The sequence below is a fragment of the Mycobacterium sp. MUNTM1 genome, assembly GCF_054660795.1.
Genome location: NZ_BAAGDE010000082.1, coordinates 1 through 18,063 on the forward strand (window position 1 = coordinate 1; position 18,063 = coordinate 18,063).

An 18,063-nucleotide genomic window follows, 5' to 3' on the forward strand; every position below is an offset into this window, starting at 1 on the left:
GGGCGGAGGGGGCGGGCCGCCCGGCGGACCACCGCCAACACCGGGCCGCTCCTGTCGACCGGACGTCGGCCCTCGGCCGTCGAGTGCGGCCTTGACCTCGTCGAGCGCGTCGCGTCGCAAGGGTGTCGACGCGGGTCCGGCGAGCGCGGCTTTGACTTCCTCAATGGGGTCGGAGCGCCGGGGCGCCCCGCCGTCTTGGACGGCCGGCAGGATCGTGGTCAGCCGATCGTCGGGCGGGGCCTTACGGCGGCGGTTGATCGTCGGCGGCGCTTCCCGGCGTCCGGGATCGCGACGATCGGCGTCCGGACGGTCGGGCTCCGGGCGCTTGTCAGCACTCTGATTGCCTACATGCTCAGTCGCGGGCCCACGTTGGTCACCGGACGACTGGCCGTGGCGTCCTTCGTTATTCAATGGCCGTGCGGGCGTTGTTGCGCGCCGTCCGCGTGCGGCCGGTACCCCTCGGAGGAGGTGCCGTGCGCGCCGCGCCGAGCACATAGGACTTGACGAGATGGTTCCAGCTGCAGGTCCGGCACACCTCAACCACGTGGACGGCGAACTCCTCGAAGCGGGTTGCCAGTATCACCAATTCTTCGGCCGTACGCGCCGAGCCCGACACCGCACCGAGGTGCTCGCCGAACACCCACGACACCAGCGTCAGCTGCTCCTTGCGGCAGATCGGGCACATGACCTGGCTCGGTTTCCCGTGAAACTTGGCGGCGCGCAGCAGATACGGGTTCGCGTCGCAAACCTCGGACACACCGGTGCGGCCCGAGTACACCTGGGCCAGCAGTGAGCGCCGTCGGAGCGCGTAGTCCACCACTTGTCGCTGCAGTCGCACGCCCACCAGAGTACGTCGCCATCCCGACCGGTGATACGCAACCGAACCGTGGCGGCCCGTGCCGGGCAATCGGCAGTGGTTTCTGCGCCAAACCGGATTCGGACTCCCGCGATCATCCCGGCCAAATTCGACGTGACGAAGACCGTGGGCATCATGCGCGGCGCCCCCGAAACGCTGTACATGCGGCCGTCCGACGTGAAATCCACGTACCTGATCATCGAGCCGGCCACCGACCCGACCACGCCGGGTGCGCTCTCACTGTCGCTGTATGTCTCGAGCGACTACGGAGGCAGGCATATCACCTTCGCCGGTGACGGCACCGTCAAGCAGATGAGTTTGCCGACGTAAGAACCGGTTTCTCGGCTCATTTCACACCCTGCACTGTGACGAACGGCAAACCAACAGTCAGTGGTGTTGTGGCTAATATATCGAGACGATACGATTGCGCGAGGCGTCGAACCGTCGTAACCAGCCACGCAAAAAAGGGGGTGAATCGATGCTGGAGCTTGCCATCCTGGGTCTCCTCATCGAGTCGCCCATGCACGGCTACGAGTTGCGCAAGCGGCTGACCGGTCTCCTCGGTGCGTTCCGGGCGTTCTCGTACGGATCGCTCTACCCCGCCCTGCGGCGCATGCAGGCCGAAGGGTTGATCGCCGAGGATGCCGCCCCGGCCGGGACGCCGGTCCGGCGGGCCCGGCGCGTCTACCAGCTGACCGACGATGGCCGTCGGCGCTTCGGTGAGCTGGTGGCCGACACGGGTCCGCACAACTACACCGACGACGGCTTCGGGGTACACCTGGCGTTCTTCAACCGGACTCCGGCAGAGGCGCGGATGCGCATTCTGGAAGGCCGCCGCCGTCAGGTCGAGGAACGACGGGAAGGCCTGCGCGAAGCAGTTGCGCGGGCCAGTAGCTCGTTCGACCGCTACACCCGTCAGCTTCATCAATTAGGGCTCGAGTCCAGTGAGCGCGAAGTCAAGTGGCTCAACGAGCTCATTGCTGCGGAGCGGGCTATGCCCGGCCTCTCCGAGCAAACGTAAATCCCCGCACGAACCCAGCATCCCAGTCAGTGGTTAGAGGTTAGGAGAACGCCCATATGAGTGAGCAGAACGCGCCGCAGGCGTCGACGGAGGTACGAGTCGCCATTGTCGGCGTCGGTAACTGCGCGTCTTCGCTGGTTCAGGGCGTGCAGTACTACTACGACGCCGACGCGAACAGCACCGTGCCCGGCTTGATGCACGTGAAGTTCGGTCAGTACCACGTCCGCGACGTGAAGTTCGTCGCGGCGTTCGACGTGGACGCCAAGAAGGTCGGCTTCGACCTGTCCGAGGCGATCTTCGCGTCGGAGAACAACACCATCAAGATCGCCGACGTGCCGCCCACCAATGTGACGGTGCAGCGCGGGCCGACGCTCGACGGCATCGGCAAGTACTACGCCGACACCATCGAGGTGTCCGACGTCGAGGCCGTCGACGTGGTCCAGGCGCTGCGCGAGGCCGACGTCGACGTGCTGGTCTCCTACCTGCCGGTGGGCTCCGAAGAGGCCGACAAGTTCTACGCCCAGTGCGCGATCGACGCCAACGTGGCGTTCGTCAACGCGCTGCCGGTGTTCATCGCGTCGGACCCGGTGTGGGCCAAGAAATTCGCCGACGCCGGCGTGCCGATCGTCGGCGACGACATCAAGAGCCAGGTCGGTGCGACGATCACCCACCGCGTGATGGCCAAGCTGTTCGAGGACCGCGGCGTGCAGCTGGACCGCACCATGCAGCTCAACGTCGGCGGCAACATGGACTTCCTCAACATGCTCGAGCGCGAGCGGCTGGAGTCCAAGAAGATCTCCAAGACGCAGGCCGTGACCTCCAACGTGCAGCGCGAGTTCAAGACGCGCGACGTGCACATTGGCCCGTCCGATCACGTCGGCTGGCTCGACGACCGCAAGTGGGCCTACGTGCGGCTGGAAGGCCGCGCCTTCGGTGATGTGCCGCTGAACCTGGAGTACAAGCTCGAGGTCTGGGACTCGCCGAACTCCGCGGGCGTCATCATCGACGCGGTGCGCGCCGCCAAGATCGCGAAGGACCGCGGCATCGGCGGCCCGGTGATCCCGGCGTCGGCCTACCTGATGAAGAGCCCACCGCAGCAGCTGCCCGACGACATCGCCCGCGCGCAGCTCGAAGAGTTCATCATCGACGCGAAGTAGTTCGCTTTCACCGAGTGTGGGGCGGGGCCGCATCGAGCGGCTCCGCCCCTACTCGTTTGGGTGTGCGCTGACGGCTTTCCGTGTGCGCACACGGCGGATGTTTCGCCACAACCGCGCCCTGGCCGCACAGTCGAGGCCCGGACCGCACACCCAATTCGTCGACACAATGCTGTGCAGTCGCTTAGCATCACTAACTGATGAAGGTTCAACCCGCAGCGTTCCTCCGAACGACGCTTCCCCTCGACCTCTCCGGGCTCGCGGGACTCGACAGCGGCCGGTACCACTCCATCTGGCTGCCCGATCACATGGTCAGCTTCTGGCCGGACTCGATCTGGACTCCCGAATTCACCGACCTGGCCGCCGCTTCCCCCTCGCCGCACCGCCACCTGGACGGGCTCGCGGTTGCGGCCGCGGCCGCCGCACTGACCGAGCGGGTTCCTTTGGTCAGCGCCGTGGTCGACACCGTGCGCCGCCATCCCGCCATGCTCGCGCAGACGGCGCTGACCATCGATCACCTCGCCAAGGGACGTTTCGTCCTGGGGCTGGGCAGCGGCGAGAGCGAAAACACGCTGCCCTACGGCTTTGACTTCTCGCGCTCGGTCAGCCGTTTCGAGGAGGCGCTGGCGGTGATCCAGATGCTCTGGCGCAGCGACGGCCCGGTCGACTTCGACGGCCAATTCTATTCGCTGCACCATGCCCGCCTGGACACCGAACCGTACGAGGGCCGGGTGCCCCCGATCTGGATCGGCGCCAGCGGCCCACGAATGCTCGACATCGCGGGCCGCTACGCCGACGGGTGGTGGCCGGCGGGCGCCTGGACACCCGAGCACTACGCCCAGATGCTCGCCGCGGTAAGGGCATCCGCGGACCGCGCCGGCCGCGACCCGATGGCGATCACCCCCTGCTTCATCCAGGTGTGCCTGATCGGTGCGGACGACGGCGCCCTCGCCGAGATCCTGCGGGCTCCGCTGGTGAAGGCCTTTCTGCTGCAGGTCTCCGCAAAGACGTTGCACGACTTCGGATTCGCCCACCCGATGGGCGAGGGCTGGCGCGGATTCCAGGACATCGACCCGGCCGTGCTCACCCGCGAGCGGATCGTGGAATTTCTGGACAACGTGCGACCCGAGATGGTGCTCGCCGTCGTACCGCATGGCACGCCGAAAGAAGTCGCCAAGATCGTCAAGACATACGTCGACGCGGGCCTGCGCGTGCCCAAGATCCTCGACTACGGCGCCATGGCGGGCGTGCAATACGCGCAGGCTTCGGCGGCCAATGTCCGCGCGGCCGAGGACGAACTGATGCGGCTGTGCGGAGACCTGACGTGACAACGCGTTTGGACGCCGCGGAGATGCTCGCCGCCGCCGAGGCGGAGACCGGGCTGCGCGACTACGGCGATCCCACCCTGCCCGAGCGCTTCGCCGTCGCCGTCGACCACCTCAACGGCCTGGGACTGGATGCCGATGGCCGCTTCGAAGCCGCGCAGGTGTGCCGCTGGCTGCTGACGTCGCGCCTTGAGCTCATCGAAGACCGCCACCGCTACCCGATCGGTGCCGAGATCATCGAATCGCCGATGTTCGTCACCGGCGAACCCCGTTCGGGGACAACGCTGATGCACGCCCTGATGTCCGTCGACCCACACGCCCGCGCGCTGCGATTCTGGGAGGTGATGTATCCGTCCCCACCGCCGGGGCTGGCCGCACCCGATGACGACCGCCGGGCGCGCGCCGACGCGGACTGGCGCGAGATCAACGCCAAGATGCCGAAGTGGCTGCACAGCCACCCCTACAACGACATGCTGGGCGACGGACTCCCCGAAGACGAGCGCACCTGGGCGTTCGACTTCCGGGTGATGACGCCGACCGCGTGGTGGCGGGTGCCCATGCAGTCGCTGGTCGGCGGCCTGGCCACCGAACCGGCCGCGCAGTACCGGCTGCACAAGGCCATGCTGCAACAATTGCAATTCCAACGCCCTCGAAAATACTGGGTGCTGAAGGGGTTCCACGGATTCCGGCTCAAGGAGATGTTCGACGCCTACCCCGATGCCACGTTGGTCTGGCTGCACCGCGACCCGGTGCAGGTCGCGGCCTCGCGCGCGATGATGATGGCCGACATCGCCGAAGGCATGGTCGGGCCCGTCGACCTGCACGCCCTGGCGAAGATGCATCTGGCGTTGACGCGCGACGGCGTCGCCAACACCATGAGCAACCCGATGGTCGACGATCCGCGCATCCTGCACATCCGCTATACCGACTTCGTCGCCGATCAAATCGCCACGGTCCGGCGGTATTACGACTTCGCCGGGCGCAAACTCACGCCCGAGGCCGAATCGGCGATGCGCGACTACCTGGCCAACAACCGCGGGGACCGCTACGGCAAGTTCCGCTACTCCACCCAGCTGCTGATCGACATCGGCGAAGACCTCGACGCGCTGCACGCCGAATTCCAACCATTCCGTGAACGATTCGGTGTCGAGATTGAAACCCGGGGCTGACGTGACGCCACCGCACAAACGCCTGTCGGTCCACGACGTCACGTTTTTCGGCGCACCGCTGGCCGAGCTGGAACGGCATTGGGCGGCCCTCGGCGTGTCGCGGCTCAGCGTCTTGGACAGCGAGCTGCTCGACCCCCAGTTTCCAAAACTGTTGCAGCGCAATACCTACAGCGTGGAGGCCGTGTGCCACATCTTCGGCGGTGGCCGACTCGACGCACCTGGGACCGCGGCGCGCGATGCGCTGCTGGCGGTGATCGATGCCGCGGCCGCGGTGGGCGCGCGGGTGGTCTACCTGCTCACCGGCGGCCGGGGCGCACTGACCTGGGCGCAGGCCGCCGACCGCTTCACCGCCACCATCGCCCCCTGCGTCGGGCACGCGAGGCGGGCGGGGGTGGCGCTGGCGATCGAGAATGCGTCGAGCCTCTATGCCGACATTCATTTCGCACACACCCTGCGCGATACCGTCACACTGGCCGAGATGAGCGGGCTCGGAATCTGTATCGAGCTGTTCCACTGCTGGGCGGAGGGCGATTTCGAAGCGATGGTGCAGCGGGCATTGCCGCGCACCGAGCTCATCCAGCTCAGCGACTACGTGCTGGGTGACCGTGCGCTTCCGGGTCGCGCGGTGCCCGGCGACGGTGCGATCCCGCTCGAAGCGTTCCTCGCCCAGGCCCTTGCCGGTGGTTACGCGCACGGATTCGACCTGGAACTGATCGGGCCACGCATCGACGCGGAGGGCCGCCTGCAGGCCGCGCGCCGCGCCTGCGACGTCGTCGGCGCGCTGCTGAACAGATTGGGTGCATGACAATGGGTTTCGGCGACGGACCGGACGACGCGGCACTGCACTCGGCGTGGGCCGAATTCTGTACCCAGCTGGAGCGCGCGGGCCGTCAGGTGTTCAAAGATGCCAACCCTGCCGCCGCATCACAGCGTGCCGACGCCTACCGATTTCTCACCCAAAACCTGGGCCAAGCCTTCGATCTGGCGCTCGAGACCCGCGACACCGGCTACCCGGTGCTGCATGCCTTCTGCGGTCCCACCCGCAAACTCGGCGGGGACTGCGCCGACTTCACCTATCAACAGGCCTGGATCGACGGGCGCTCCACCTACCGCCTCACCGGCACCCGGGGCACCTCGCGCTTTTTCAACGTCACGGTGCAGGGACGGCGCACGCCCGGCCCGGGCGTCCTGCATGAGCCGTTCGGCGACACACCGGAGGCCAACCTGCTCGGCCACCAGCTTGATGTCGGCGAAGACGGGCAATTCGAGCTTTACGTCGGAGGCCGCGAACGGGGGCCGAACTGGCTGCCCACCACGCCGGAGTCCCGAAAATTGTTCATCCGCCAGGGGTTTGACCGCTGGGACGAGTCGCCGGCGCAGTTGCGCATCGAACGCATCGACATGGCGTCCCCCAAGCCGTTGCCCACCCCCAGCGACATGGTCGACGCGATGCGGTGGGCCGGTGACTTCGTCACCGGCTTGATGTCCGATTGGCCCGAATTCCCCTTCAACTACGGCGGTGTCGACGCCGAGCATCCCAACACGTTCCCCCGCGTCGGCGCCACCGACGCCGACAACAAACGCGGCCGGGCCGCGGCCAACATGTACTGGGAGCTGGCGGCCGACGAGGCCCTGATCGTCGAGTTCGACGCCCACGACGGGCTGTGGATGTTCACCAACATGGGCGTCTTCTTCAACAGCATGGACTACCTGTACCGCCCGGTGAGCTACACGCCGAGCCGCACCAAGGTCGACCACGACGGCCGCATCCGCCTGGTTATGGCTCACCATGATCCAGGCGTGCACAACTGGCTGGACACCCAGGGCTTCGAACGTGGCAATCTGACCTACCGGCACATGCTCGAGGGTGAGCCCGCGCTGCTGGACACCCGGGTGGTCAACCACGACGAACTGCCGAGCGCCCTGCCCGAAGAGACCGCCATGGTGAGCGCGCCGGAGCGTACCGCCGCGATGTGGCAGCGCTTCGACGGTGTTCGCCGCCGCTACGTCCTATAGGCCGGTGGTGGCGCCAGAGCTAGTGTCAAAGATCGTGACCGAGATCTCCGAAGACGAACTGGCCGGGCTGTCCGAATTCTCGCTGCTGGCCGAAAACGCCGAGCAGGCCGGAGTCTCCGGTCCCCTGCCTGACGGCGAACGCGTCGAGTCCGGCGCGGGCGAAAGCAAGATCAGCGCCCTGCGCTGGGGCAGCACTCCCCCACGGATCGTGTTCGTGCACGGCGGCGGCCAGAACGCGCACACCTGGGACACCATCGTCGTCGGCCTCGGTGAACCCGCGCTGGCGGTCGACCTTCCCGGCCACGGCCACTCCGCCTGGCGCGAGGACGGCGACTACTCGCCCCAGCACAACGCCGACACCTTGCTGCCGATCCTGCGCGAACACGCCGCGTCGGCCGACCTCGTCGTCGGCATGTCGCTGGGCGGATTGACCGCGATCCGGCTGGGCGCGGTGGCACCCGAACTGGTCAAAGAACTGGTACTGATCGACGTCACTCCGTCGGCGCTGCAACGGCATTCCGAGATGACCAAGGAGCAGCAGGGCACCGTGGCCCTGATGCACGGGGAACGCGAATTTCCCAGCTTCCAGGCCATGCTCGACTTGACGGTCGCCGCGGCGCCGCACCGTGAGGTGAAGGCTCTGCGCCGCGGGGTGTTCCACAACTCGCGCAAGCTGGAGAGCGGCCAGTGGACGTGGCGCTATGACGCCATCCGCACTTTTCCCGACTTCGCCGGCCTGTGGGACGACGTCGACGCCTTGCTCGCACCCGTGACGCTGGTGCGCGGTGGCACGTCGGGCTTCGTCAGCGATGACGACGCGGCCGAGCTGGCCCGTCGCGCAAAGCATTTCCGCTCCGCACACGTCGTGGAGAACTCGGGGCACTCCGTGCAAAGCGACCAGCCGCGCGCGCTGATCGACATCCTGCGTGGGGTGCTCGACGCGCGCTGAGCCTACGGTGGGGTGATGAGCCCTGAGTTCGGAATCCGTATCGGCGTCCAGCTGCAGCCGCAACACGCGCCGCAGTACGGCCAGATCCGCGACGCCGTCCGCCGCTGCGAGGACATCGGTGTCGACATCGCCTTCAACTGGGATCACTTCTTCCCGCTCTACGGCGATCCCGACGGTGCGCATTTCGAATGCTGGACGATGCTCGGGGCCTGGGCCGAGCAGACGTCGCGCATTCAGATCGGCGCGCTCGTCACGTGCAACTCCTACCGCAATCCAGAGCTGTTGGCCGATATGGCCCGCACCGTCGACCACATTTCCGACGGCCGGCTCATCCTCGGCATCGGTTCGGGTTGGAAACAAAAGGACTACGACGAGTACGGCTACGAATTCGGCACCGCCGGCAGCCGCCTGGATGACCTGGCGGGGGCACTCCCCCGGATCAACGCGCGGCTGGCCAAACTGAACCCGGCTCCCACCCGCGACATCCCGATCCTGATCGGCGGCAAGGGGCCGCGGAAGACATTGCGCATGGTCGCCGAATACGGCGACATCTGGCACGGCTTCACCACCGTCGAAACCTATCCGGCGGCCGCGGCCGTCCTGGAGGAACATTGCGCCGCCGTCGGGCGCGACCCGTCCACGATCGAGAGGTCAGCCGGCGTCGAGAACAACAGCGGTGTGCGCCGCGGCGAGGGCCTCGACGGGCTGATCGCCAACGCGGAAGGCCTCACCGCCCTGGGCGTGACGCTGCTGACCGTCGGCGTGAATGGCCCGGATTACGACCTGACCGCCGCTGAAGCGCTATGCACGTGGCGCGACAGCCGCTAAACCGGCCGAGCCGTATTCAGGTTCATCGGCCAAACACCTAAACGCGCGCATCAATTCGTGAGAAACTCTCACCGCTAGATGGCCGAACCGGGTGCGAAAGAGACTGAAACAAAAAGATGCCGAAGAAATACGGGGTCAAAGAAAAAGACCTGGTTGTTTCGCACATCCTCCACCTCTTGTTGACCGGGAAGCTGCGCACTGGGGACCGCGTCGACCGCAATGAAATTGCGCTGGGCTTGGGAGTAAGCCGGGTGCCCATTCAAGAGGCACTGGTGCAACTCGAACACGACGGCATTGTGTCCACCCGTTATCACCGCGGCGCATTCGTCGAGAGGTTCGATGAGGCGACCGTCCTCGAACACCACGAGCTCGACGGAATGCTGAATGGCATTGCGTCCGCACGCGCGGCGACCAGTCCGACGCCGAGGATCCTGGGACAGCTCGACACCCTGATGCGCTCGCTGCGCACCGCGAAGGATTCGCGCGCCTTCACCGACATCGCGGCCGAATATCGGCGCACCGTCAACGAGGAGTACGCCGGCCCGCGGCTACATGCCACGATCCGCGCCTCGCAGAATCTCATCCCCCGCCTGTTCTGGACGACGTATCAGAGCGGGCGCGACGAGATGCTGCCGTTCTATGAAGACGAGACCGCGGCGATACAGCGCCGCGACCCCGAAGCCGCGCGGGCCGCGTGCGTCGACCGCTCCTACCTGATGGCGCAGACCATGCTGGCCGAACTGTTCCGGCGACGGGTCTTCACCCCGCCCGACGACGTCGGTCGGGTCGTTCCCGGCCCGCTGCGGGTGGTCGCCGACGCGGACACCATCTGCGACGGAGCATCGCTGGTGCTGTGAACCGACGCTGAGCGGGCCGCGTCGCCGTTCAGTCGTTACGGTGACACTGATGAGTTCGCGCGTGGGCCGGCACACCGAGCGCCGCGGAAGGGCATTCGGCCTGGCCGCGACACTCGTTATGATGTGCGGCCTGGTGCTGGGTGGCCCAATCGCGCCGGCGGCCGCCGACTGGAATCAATGCGCGCCGGCCGGCGTGGACAGCGCGCGGACCCTGCCCAAAGACCTCACCGAGAGCCCGACCACCGGCGAGGACGACCGGGACACCACGGCGTCGGTCGAGCCACTCGACGCGGTCGACGTCAACGCCCTAGGCCTCGGCGTGCCGGGTGTCCTGACCGTCGGCACGCTGTCCGATGCCCCACCCAACATCTGCATCAATCCCACCGGCGAATTCAGCGGCTTCGACAACCAATTGCTGCGCGCCATCGCCGACAAGCTGGGCCTGCAGGTCCGCTTCGTCAGCACCGACTTTTCCGCGCTGCTCGCCCAGGTGGCGTCCCGGCGCTTCGACGTCGGCTCGGCAGCGGTGAAAGCGACCGACGCCCGCCGGCACACCGTCTCTTTCACCAACGGCTACGACTTCGGGTTCTATTCGCTGGTGGTCCCGCCCGGTTCGGCCATCCACAAATTCGGCGACCTCGCCGCCGGCCAGCGGATCGGCGTCGTGCAAGGCACCGTCGAGGAGTCGTACGTCGTCGACGTGTTGCATCTGCAACCCGTGAAATATCCGGGCTTCGCCACCTTGTACGCCAGCCTGAAGTCCCGCCAGATCGACGCGTGGGTGGCGCCGGGGACCCTTGCCGCGACCGTCATTCGCCCGGGCGATCCGGCGGTGGTGACCGCGAATACTTACAGCCCAGGCAATTTCGTGGCCTATGCGGTCGCCAAGGGCAACAAGCCGTTGATCGACGCGCTCAATTCCGGGCTGGACGCCGTCATCGCCGACGGCACCTGGGCGCACCTGTACAGCCAATGGGTACCGCGGACGGTGCCGCCCGGATGGAAACCTGGCTCCAAGGCGGCGCCCGTGCCCAAGCTGCCGGACTTCGCGGCGATCGCGAAACAACACCGCTCGGCCGCGGGGCCGCCTGCCCCGAAATCTCCACTGGCCCAGTTGGGTGAGTCGTTCTTCGACTGGGATATGTACCGGCAGGCGATTCCCATGCTGTTCACCACCGGTCTGCCGAACACGTTGATCCTGACCAACAGCGCCCTGGTGATCGGCCTGGCGTTCGGGATGGTGTTGGCGATGGCCGGGATCTCACACCGGCGCTGGCTGCGCTGGCCGGCCCGGGTGTACACCGACATCTTCCGGGGCTTGCCCGAAGTGGTTATCATCTTGCTGATCGGGATGGGCATCGGCCCGTTGGTCAGCGGGCTGACCAACAAGAACCCCTACCCGCTCGGCATCGCCGCGCTGGGATTGATGGCCGCCGCCTACATCGGCGAGATCCTGCGCTCCGGCATTCAAAGCGTCGACCCCGGACAACTGGAAGCGTCCCGGGCCCTGGGCTTCAGCTACGTCACCGCGATGCGGTTGGTGGTGGTGCCGCAGGGCATTCGCCGCGTGCTGCCCGCCCTGGTCAATCAGGCCATCGGGCTGTTGAAGGCCTCCGCGCTGGTCTATTTCCTCGGCCTGATCGCCGATCAACGAGAGCTGTTTCAGGTGGGACGGGACCTCAACGCGCAGACCGGCAGCCTGTCGCCGTTGGTGGCCGCGGGTCTCTTCTACCTGCTATTGACCATCCCGCTAACGCATTTGGTGAATTACATCGACACCCGGCTCCGGCGGGGCCGCCGCGCCGCCGCGCCGGAGGACGACGCCGATCTGCTCTCGACGACGTTCGGCCAGGAGATCACGTGACTTCCAGCATCCACGGGCGTGCGTCAGTTTCACTGGCGGCCAAGGACGTTCACCAAACCCTGGGCGGAAGCAAGGTGTTGCGCGGCGTCGATATCGAGGCGCCCGCGGGCAGCACCACGGCGATCATCGGGCCGTCCGGTTCGGGTAAGTCGACACTGCTGCGCACCCTGAACCGCTTGTATGAGCCCGACAGTGGCGACATTCTGCTGGATGGGCGATCGGTGCTGCGCGACGATCCCGACGAGTTGCGCCAGCGCATCGGGATGGTGTTCCAGCATTTCAATCTCTTTCCACACCTCAGCGTCCTGGCCAACGTGGCGATGGCACCTCGAAAGTTGCGGCGTCTGCCGGCCGACGAGGCCCGCGACCTGGCGATGACGCAGCTGGATCGAGTTGGCCTGAAGCACAAGGCCGGTGCCCGCCCCAGCATGCTGTCCGGCGGGCAACAGCAGCGGGTGGCGATCGCCCGCGCGCTGGCCATGGCGCCGCAGGTGATGTTTTTCGACGAGGCGACCTCGGCGCTGGATCCCGAAATGGTCAAGGGAATACTGCAACTCATTGCCGACCTCGGCGCCGATGGCATGACAATGGTTGTGGTAACCCACGAAATGGGTTTCGCGCGGTCGGCATCCGACGCCGTGGTGTTTATGGATCACGGCAAGGTCGTGGAATCGGGCCCTCCCGAGCAGATATTCGATGCCGCGCAGACCGAACGGCTGCAGCGGTTTTTGTCTCAAGTGCTTTGATCTCCACTAACTGGTGGGCAATAGCTCCCTTGTAAGCACCTCATATCGGGATAGACTCCCGATTTATGGCGGACAGCGAATCGAACCCGGCCGACGTAGCCGAGCTCGCCGAGGGTTTGCACCGAGCGCTGTCCAAATTGTTCGCGATCCTCCGGCGGGGTGACCCCAGCGGCGCGGCGGCCGGGGAGCTGACCCTGGCGCAATTGTCGATCCTGGTCACGCTGCTCGACCAGGGCCCGATCCGGATGACCGATCTCGCCGCACACGAACGGGTGCGGACTCCCACCACGACGGTGGCGATCCGGCGCCTGGAGAAGGTGGGGCTGGTCAAGCGTTCCCGGGATCCGTCCGACCTGCGTGCGGTGCTCGTGGACATCACCCCGCGGGGGCGGGCCGTGCACGGTGAATCGCTGGCCAATCGGCGCGCCTCGCTGGCCGCGATGCTCAGCCAGCTCCCGGCGGCCGACCTCAACACGCTGATGCAGGCACTGGCTCCGCTGGAGCGGCTGGCCTCCGGTGACCCGACGTCCGGGCCCGCCGGCGTGCCACCCGCGCGCAAGGAAGCCTGAAAAGAACCGTCCACCAACGCTTTTCGTTTGAATTTGCGGCGCCGGTAAACTGAAGGGCATGCCCAATGCACTCATCACCGGCGCCGGCGGCGGTATCGGATCGGCCATCGCCGCAGCGCTGGCACCCACACACACCCTGCTGCTGGCGGGCCGGCCCTCCGATCGGCTCGACGCGGTCGCGGAGCGGCTCGGCGCCACCACGTTTCCCCTCGACCTCACCGACTCCGGCGATATCGAAGCCGCCTGCGAAATTGTGGACGAGCTCGACGTGCTCGTGCACAACGCGGGGTTGGCCATCCCCGGCAGCGTCGCCGACTCGAACGTCGACGAGTGGCGCGCCACCTTCGCCGTGAACGTCTTTGGACCGGTGGAACTTACGCTGGCGCTGTTGCCGGCGCTGCGCCAGGCGCGCGGCCAGGTGGTGTTCATCAATTCCGGTGCCGGGCGCACCGCTTCGCGGGATATGGCCTCCTATTCGTCCAGCAAGTTCGCACTGCGCGCCTTCGCGGACTCGCTGCGCAGCGACGAACCGGAGTTGCGGGTGACGACGGTCTATCCGGGACGGACCGACAGCGACATGCAGCGAGAGCTCATCGAGTTCGAGGGCGGCACGTATGACTCCGCCAACTTTTTGAAGCCGGAAACGGTCGCGGCCGCGGTCGCCCATGCGGTGGCCACCCCGCGCGACGGTCACCTGCACGAGGTGGTGCTGCGGCCCGCCGGACGTTAGGCGGCGTTAGACGACCAGGTTGACCAGCCGGCCGGGGACCACGATCACCTTGCGTGGGTTGGCGCCCGCCAGAAACGCCTGGACCTTTTCGTCGGCGAGCGCGGCGGCCTTCAGGGTGTCCTGATCGGCGTCGGCGGCCACCAACACCCGGCCGCGCACCTTGCCGTTCACCTGCACGGGGTATTCCACCGTGTCGTCGACCAGATAGGCGGGGTCGGCGACCGGGAAGGGGCCGTGCGCGAGCGGGGTCTGGTGGCCCAGTCGCAGCCACAACTCCTCGGCCATATGCGGGGCCAGGGGCGCCAGCATCAGCACCAGCGGCTCGACCGCCGCGCGGGGCACCGCGTCGCGGTGCTCCTTGGTGAGATGGTTGGTGTATTCGATCAGCTTGGCCGCGGCGGTGTTGTTGCGCAGTGCCGCATAGTCTTCCGCGACTCCGGCGACGGTGCGATGCAACGCTCGCAGCGTGGCGGTTGCCAACTCGGGTCCGTCGACCACGCGGGTGTCGCCGGTCTGCTCGTCGACCACCAAACGCCATACGCGCTGCAGGAAGCGGTGGGCTCCGACGACGTCCTTGGTCGCCCAGGGCCGGGATGCCTCCAGCGGGCCCATCGACATCTCGTAGACCCGCAGCGTGTCGGCGCCGTAGTCGTCGCAGATTTCGTCGGGTGAGATCGAATTCTTCAGGCTCTTACCGATTTTCCCGAACTCTTGGAAGACCTCTACCTCTCCCCCGGGTCCGGGGTAGACGAAGCCACCGTCGCGTTCGACGACTTCCTCGGCCGGCACGTACGAGCCGCGCGCGTCGGTGTAGGCGAAGGCCTGGATGTAGCCCTGGTTGACCAGCCGGCGATAGGGCTCCCGGGAGCTCACGTGACCCAGGTCGTAGAGGACCTTGTGCCAGAACCGCGCGTACAGCAGATGCAGCACGGCGTGTTCGGCGCCACCGACATACAAGTCGACGCCACCGGGATCCTGCGGCCCATGCTCGGCCGGCCGCGGCCCCATCCAGTAGGCCTCATTCTCCAAGGCGGCGAACCGTTCCGAGTTATGCGGATCTGTGTAGCGCAGTTCATACCAGGAGCTGCCGGCCCATTGGGGCATCACGTTGGTGTCCCGGCTGTAGGGCTTGAGACCGTCGCCGAGATCCAGCTCGACGTGTACCCACTCCGTCGCCTTGGCCAGCGGCGGTGACGGTTCGCTGTCGGCGTCGTCGGGATCGAACAGCACCGGTGAGTAGTCCGGGACGTCGGGGAGCTCGACAGGCAGTGCGGCATCGTCGAGCGCATGCGCGCGCCCGTCGGCGTCGTAGACGATGGGGAACGGCTCGCCCCAGTACCGCTGGCGCGCGAAAAGCCAATCGCGCAACTTGAATTCGATGCGCGCCGAGCCACGGCCCTCGGCCTCCAGCCGGGCGGTGATCTTTTCCTTGGCCGCGGCGACGTCCAACCCGTCGAGGTAGCCGGAGTTGACCAGCACCCCGTCGCCGGCATAGGCGGATTCCGAAATGTCGCCGCCGGCAATGACTTCCACGATCGGCAGGCCGAACTCATGGGCGAAGTCCCAGTCGCGCTGGTCGTGGCCGGGGACCGCCATGATCGCGCCGGTGCCATACCCGGCCAGCACGTAGTCGGCGATGAAGATCGGCACCGGCTTTCCGTTGGTGGGATTTGTCGCATAACTACCCAGGAAGACGCCGGTCTTGGCCTTGCTCTCCTGGCGCTCGAGGTCGGACTTCGACCCGATCGCCTGCCGGTAGGCGGCGACGGCCTCACCCGGCGCCGCGGCGCCGTACGTCCAGCGCGCGTCGGTGCCGTCCGGCCAGGCGCTCGCCACCAGCTCGTCGACCAGGTCGTGCTCGGGCGCCAGGACCAAGTAGGTGGCACCGAACAGCGTGTCGGGCCGGGTGGTGAACACCTCGATGTCGACCGTCTCGCCATCGCGCCGATTGGCCGCGAAAAGCGCTTTGGCGCCGGTGGACCGGCCGATCCAGTTGCGCTGCATGGTCTTGACCGGTTCGGGCCAGTCCAGCACGTCGAGATCGTCGAGAAGCCGATCGGAGTAGGCGGTGATCCGCATCATCCACTGCCGCAACCTTTTCCGGAACACCGGGAAGTTGCCGCGGTCGCTGCGGCCGTCGGCGGTCACCTCTTCGTTGGCCAGTACGGTGCCCAGGCCGGGACACCAATTCACCATCGAGTCGGCCCGGTAGACCAACCGGTGGCCGTCGATCACATCGGCCCGCTCCCCCGCCGACAGCCCCGCCCAGTCCCGCCCGTCCTCGAGGCCGCGCGCACCGGACTCAAATTCGGCGACCAGCTCGGCGATGGGGCGGGCCTTGTTGGCGGCGGTGTCGAACCAGGCGTTGTAGATCTGCAGGAAGATCCACTGGGTCCACTTGTAGAACTCGACGTCGGTGGTGGAGAAGCTGCGCCGGCTGTCATGGGCGAGGCCCAACCGTCCCAGCTGGCGCTTGAAATTGACGACGTTGGCCTCGGTCCGGGTGCGCGGGTGGGTGCCGGTCTGTACCGCGTACTGCTCGGCGGGCAGCCCGAAGGCGTCAAACCCCAACGCGTGCAACACGTTACGGCCCGTCATCCGGAAATAGCGGGCGTATACGTCCGTCGCGATGTAGCCCAGCGGGTGCCCGACATGCAGCCCCTCCCCCGACGGGTAGGGAAACATGTCCTGCACGAACAATTTGTCGTCGGGGACCGGGGCCCCGTCTGCCGGAGCCAGCGAACCGACCGGGTTGGGCACGTTGAACGTCCCGAGCTTCGCCCATTTCTCCTGCCACGCGCTCTCGATGCGGCCCGCCAGCGCCGCGGTGTAGCGATGCGGCGGCGCATCAGAGTCGGGCACGGCGGCGCCAGAACTGCTTGCCGGCGAAGCGGTCGGGGAGTCGGTCACCTGAACAGGGTATAAGGGCCGACACGACGCGCCCCCGGCCACAGGTTGGTCTCGGTTCCGTTGCGCGCCGATCAGAGGTTCATCCCAGGTGTGTTTCGAGCCTGTTCACCGCCTTTGACCTCTAGTTACAGTCAGCCACTATCGACGGCTTCTGGTACTGACGCCTTTGGAAGGACCGACGCAGATGATTGAGATCGTCCCCGTCCACCGGGCACTTCTCGGCGGTATGGTCGCTGGCCTGATGGGCCTGGCGGTTGTTGCGGGCGGCACGGCATCGGCAGACCCGGTGCCCCCGGCGCCGGCACCCGTCCCCGCGGTCCCCGTGCCGGCGCCGCAGAATTTGCAGAACCTCGGGCCCGAGCTGGTGCCGCCGAGCAGATACCTGGCGGCCCCGCCGGCCGGCAACCAGGTCGTTCCGCCGGCGACCGCCACCGCGCCGGGAACCGCGGCGCCGGCCGCGGTCACCCCGCCGGCTCCCGCTCCGGCTCCCGCGCCCGCGACATCCGGGACCATCCGCGAATTCCTGCAGTCGAAGGGCGTGAAGCTCGAGGCGCAGAAGCCGGAGGGCTTCAAGGCACTCGACATCACCCTGCCGGTGCCCGCGCGCTGGACCCAGGTGCCTGATCCCAACGTGCCCGATGCGTTCGCGGTGATCGCCGACCGGCACGGCAGCAGCATTTATTCGTCGAATGCGCAGGTCGTGGTGTACAAACTGGTCGGCAACTTCGACCCGAAAGAGGCCATCACCCATGGCTACGTGGACAGCCAGAAGCTGCTGGCATGGCAACCCACCAACGCCGCGATGACCGATTTCGGCGGCTTCCCGTCGTCGATCGTCGAAGGCACCTACCGCGACGGTGACCTGACGCTCAACACGTCGCGGCGTCACGTCATCGCCACCTCGGGACACGACAAATACCTCGTGTCGCTGTCGGTGACCACCGATCGCGCGGTGAGCGTCGCCGACGCCCCGGCCACCGACGCGATCATCAACGGATTCCGCGTGAGCGCCCCCGGCACGGCCGCCCCGGCACCGGCCCAGGCCCCCGCCGCGTCTCCGGTCGGGCTG

General features: G+C 67.0%; 16 protein-coding genes and 2 pseudogenes. 15 read left to right on the forward strand and 3 right to left on the reverse strand.

Features of this window, described 5'->3' with window-relative positions; all coding sequences use genetic code 11:
• Both ACYQ8K_RS28055 and ACYQ8K_RS28060 read right to left on the reverse strand, forming a co-directional pair.
• A pseudogene (locus ACYQ8K_RS28055) lies at positions 1 to 411 on the reverse strand (penicillin-binding protein); the annotation flags it as partial.
• A complete protein-coding gene (locus tag ACYQ8K_RS28060) occupies positions 404 to 838 on the reverse strand; it encodes a DUF5318 family protein (protein WP_459974328.1) in 435 nt (144 codons plus the stop codon). The gene ACYQ8K_RS28060 and the pseudogene ACYQ8K_RS28055, both read right to left, overlap by 8 nt.
• 120 nt (positions 839 to 958) lie before the next feature.
• Here ACYQ8K_RS28060 and ACYQ8K_RS28065 point away from each other — a divergent pair.
• From ACYQ8K_RS28065 to ACYQ8K_RS28130, 14 genes and pseudogenes are all read left to right on the forward strand, one after another.
• Positions 959 to 1,186: pseudogene (locus ACYQ8K_RS28065) on the forward strand (hypothetical protein); the annotation flags it as partial.
• Between the two features lie 148 nt (positions 1,187 to 1,334).
• Positions 1,335 to 1,877: a PadR family transcriptional regulator gene (locus ACYQ8K_RS28070; RefSeq protein WP_459974330.1), complete on the forward strand. Its 543-nt coding sequence runs from the start codon at positions 1,335 to 1,337 to the stop codon at positions 1,875 to 1,877.
• Between the two features lie 56 nt (positions 1,878 to 1,933).
• Complete coding sequence (locus ACYQ8K_RS28075) at positions 1,934 to 3,034, forward strand: inositol-3-phosphate synthase (protein WP_459974332.1); 1,101 nt, start codon at positions 1,934 to 1,936, stop codon at positions 3,032 to 3,034.
• A gap of 197 nt (positions 3,035 to 3,231) precedes the next feature.
• Entirely contained in the window at positions 3,232 to 4,359 is a 1,128-nt protein-coding gene (locus ACYQ8K_RS28080) for an LLM class flavin-dependent oxidoreductase (protein WP_459974334.1), read from the forward strand.
• Entirely contained in the window at positions 4,356 to 5,525 is a 1,170-nt protein-coding gene (locus tag ACYQ8K_RS28085) for a sulfotransferase family protein (protein ID WP_459974336.1), read from the forward strand. Before ACYQ8K_RS28080 ends, ACYQ8K_RS28085 begins: the two co-directional genes overlap by 4 nt.
• Position 5,526: 1 nt before the next feature.
• On the forward strand, positions 5,527 to 6,330 hold the full coding sequence (locus ACYQ8K_RS28090) for a sugar phosphate isomerase/epimerase family protein (protein WP_459974338.1): 804 nt from the start codon (positions 5,527 to 5,529) through the stop codon (positions 6,328 to 6,330).
• Positions 6,327 to 7,541, forward strand: a complete 1,215-nt coding sequence (locus ACYQ8K_RS28095; protein WP_459974340.1) for a DUF1214 domain-containing protein — start codon at positions 6,327 to 6,329, stop codon at positions 7,539 to 7,541. Before ACYQ8K_RS28090 ends, ACYQ8K_RS28095 begins: the two co-directional genes overlap by 4 nt.
• 34 nt (positions 7,542 to 7,575) lie before the next feature.
• Positions 7,576 to 8,490, forward strand: coding sequence for an alpha/beta fold hydrolase (locus ACYQ8K_RS28100; RefSeq protein ID WP_459974342.1), 915 nt, complete (start codon positions 7,576 to 7,578; stop codon positions 8,488 to 8,490).
• A 15-nt stretch (positions 8,491 to 8,505) separates the two neighbouring features.
• The gene (locus ACYQ8K_RS28105; RefSeq protein ID WP_459974344.1) at positions 8,506 to 9,318 is read left to right on the forward strand and encodes an LLM class F420-dependent oxidoreductase; all 813 of its coding nucleotides are present in this window, start codon (positions 8,506 to 8,508) and stop codon (positions 9,316 to 9,318) included.
• 116 nt (positions 9,319 to 9,434) lie between these two features.
• Positions 9,435 to 10,175 (forward strand): GntR family transcriptional regulator, encoded by a 741-nt coding sequence (locus ACYQ8K_RS28110; protein WP_459974346.1) that lies wholly within the window; start codon positions 9,435 to 9,437, stop codon positions 10,173 to 10,175.
• 49 nt (positions 10,176 to 10,224) lie between these two features.
• Positions 10,225 to 12,039 (forward strand): ABC transporter substrate-binding protein/permease, encoded by a 1,815-nt coding sequence (locus ACYQ8K_RS28115; RefSeq protein ID WP_459974348.1) that lies wholly within the window; start codon positions 10,225 to 10,227, stop codon positions 12,037 to 12,039.
• Positions 12,036 to 12,785, forward strand: a complete 750-nt coding sequence (locus ACYQ8K_RS28120) for an amino acid ABC transporter ATP-binding protein (protein WP_459974350.1) — start codon at positions 12,036 to 12,038, stop codon at positions 12,783 to 12,785. The genes ACYQ8K_RS28115 and ACYQ8K_RS28120 overlap by 4 nt, the downstream gene beginning before the upstream one ends.
• Before the next feature lie 65 nt (positions 12,786 to 12,850).
• On the forward strand, positions 12,851 to 13,354 hold the full coding sequence (locus ACYQ8K_RS28125; RefSeq protein WP_459974352.1) for a MarR family winged helix-turn-helix transcriptional regulator: 504 nt from the start codon (positions 12,851 to 12,853) through the stop codon (positions 13,352 to 13,354).
• Between the two features lie 58 nt (positions 13,355 to 13,412).
• Positions 13,413 to 14,084: an SDR family oxidoreductase gene (locus ACYQ8K_RS28130; protein ID WP_459974354.1), complete on the forward strand. Its 672-nt coding sequence runs from the start codon at positions 13,413 to 13,415 to the stop codon at positions 14,082 to 14,084.
• Between the two features lie 6 nt (positions 14,085 to 14,090).
• On the opposite strand, the gene leuS is transcribed toward ACYQ8K_RS28130, so the two are convergent.
• The gene (gene leuS / locus ACYQ8K_RS28135) at positions 14,091 to 16,994 is read right to left on the reverse strand and encodes a leucine--tRNA ligase (protein WP_459974355.1); all 2,904 of its coding nucleotides are present in this window, start codon (positions 16,992 to 16,994) and stop codon (positions 14,091 to 14,093) included.
• Between the two features lie 184 nt (positions 16,995 to 17,178).
• On the opposite strand from leuS, the gene ACYQ8K_RS28140 reads away from it, so the two are divergent.
• Positions 17,179 to 18,063 (forward strand): LpqN/LpqT family lipoprotein (locus ACYQ8K_RS28140; protein ID WP_459974357.1); only part of this gene is annotated, 885 nt, incomplete at its 3' end.

What these genes read in the sequence shown, in the direction of transcription:
- ACYQ8K_RS28115 (WP_459974348.1), top strand. Translation starts at nt 10,225, where the DNA reads ATGAGTTCGCGCGTGGGCCGGCACACCGAGCGCCGCGGAAGGGCATTC.
- ACYQ8K_RS28110 (WP_459974346.1), top strand. Translation starts at nt 9,435, where the DNA reads ATGCCGAAGAAATACGGGGTCAAAGAAAAAGACCTGGTTGTTTCGCAC.
- ACYQ8K_RS28130 (WP_459974354.1), top strand. Translation starts at nt 13,413, where the DNA reads ATGCCCAATGCACTCATCACCGGCGCCGGCGGCGGTATCGGATCGGCC.
- ACYQ8K_RS28125 (WP_459974352.1), top strand. Translation starts at nt 12,851, where the DNA reads ATGGCGGACAGCGAATCGAACCCGGCCGACGTAGCCGAGCTCGCCGAG.
- ACYQ8K_RS28105 (WP_459974344.1), top strand. Translation starts at nt 8,506, where the DNA reads ATGAGCCCTGAGTTCGGAATCCGTATCGGCGTCCAGCTGCAGCCGCAA.
- ACYQ8K_RS28095 (WP_459974340.1), top strand. Translation starts at nt 6,327, where the DNA reads ATGACAATGGGTTTCGGCGACGGACCGGACGACGCGGCACTGCACTCG.
- ACYQ8K_RS28070 (WP_459974330.1), top strand. Translation starts at nt 1,335, where the DNA reads ATGCTGGAGCTTGCCATCCTGGGTCTCCTCATCGAGTCGCCCATGCAC.
- ACYQ8K_RS28080 (WP_459974334.1), top strand. Translation starts at nt 3,232, where the DNA reads ATGAAGGTTCAACCCGCAGCGTTCCTCCGAACGACGCTTCCCCTCGAC.
- ACYQ8K_RS28075 (WP_459974332.1), top strand. Translation starts at nt 1,934, where the DNA reads ATGAGTGAGCAGAACGCGCCGCAGGCGTCGACGGAGGTACGAGTCGCC.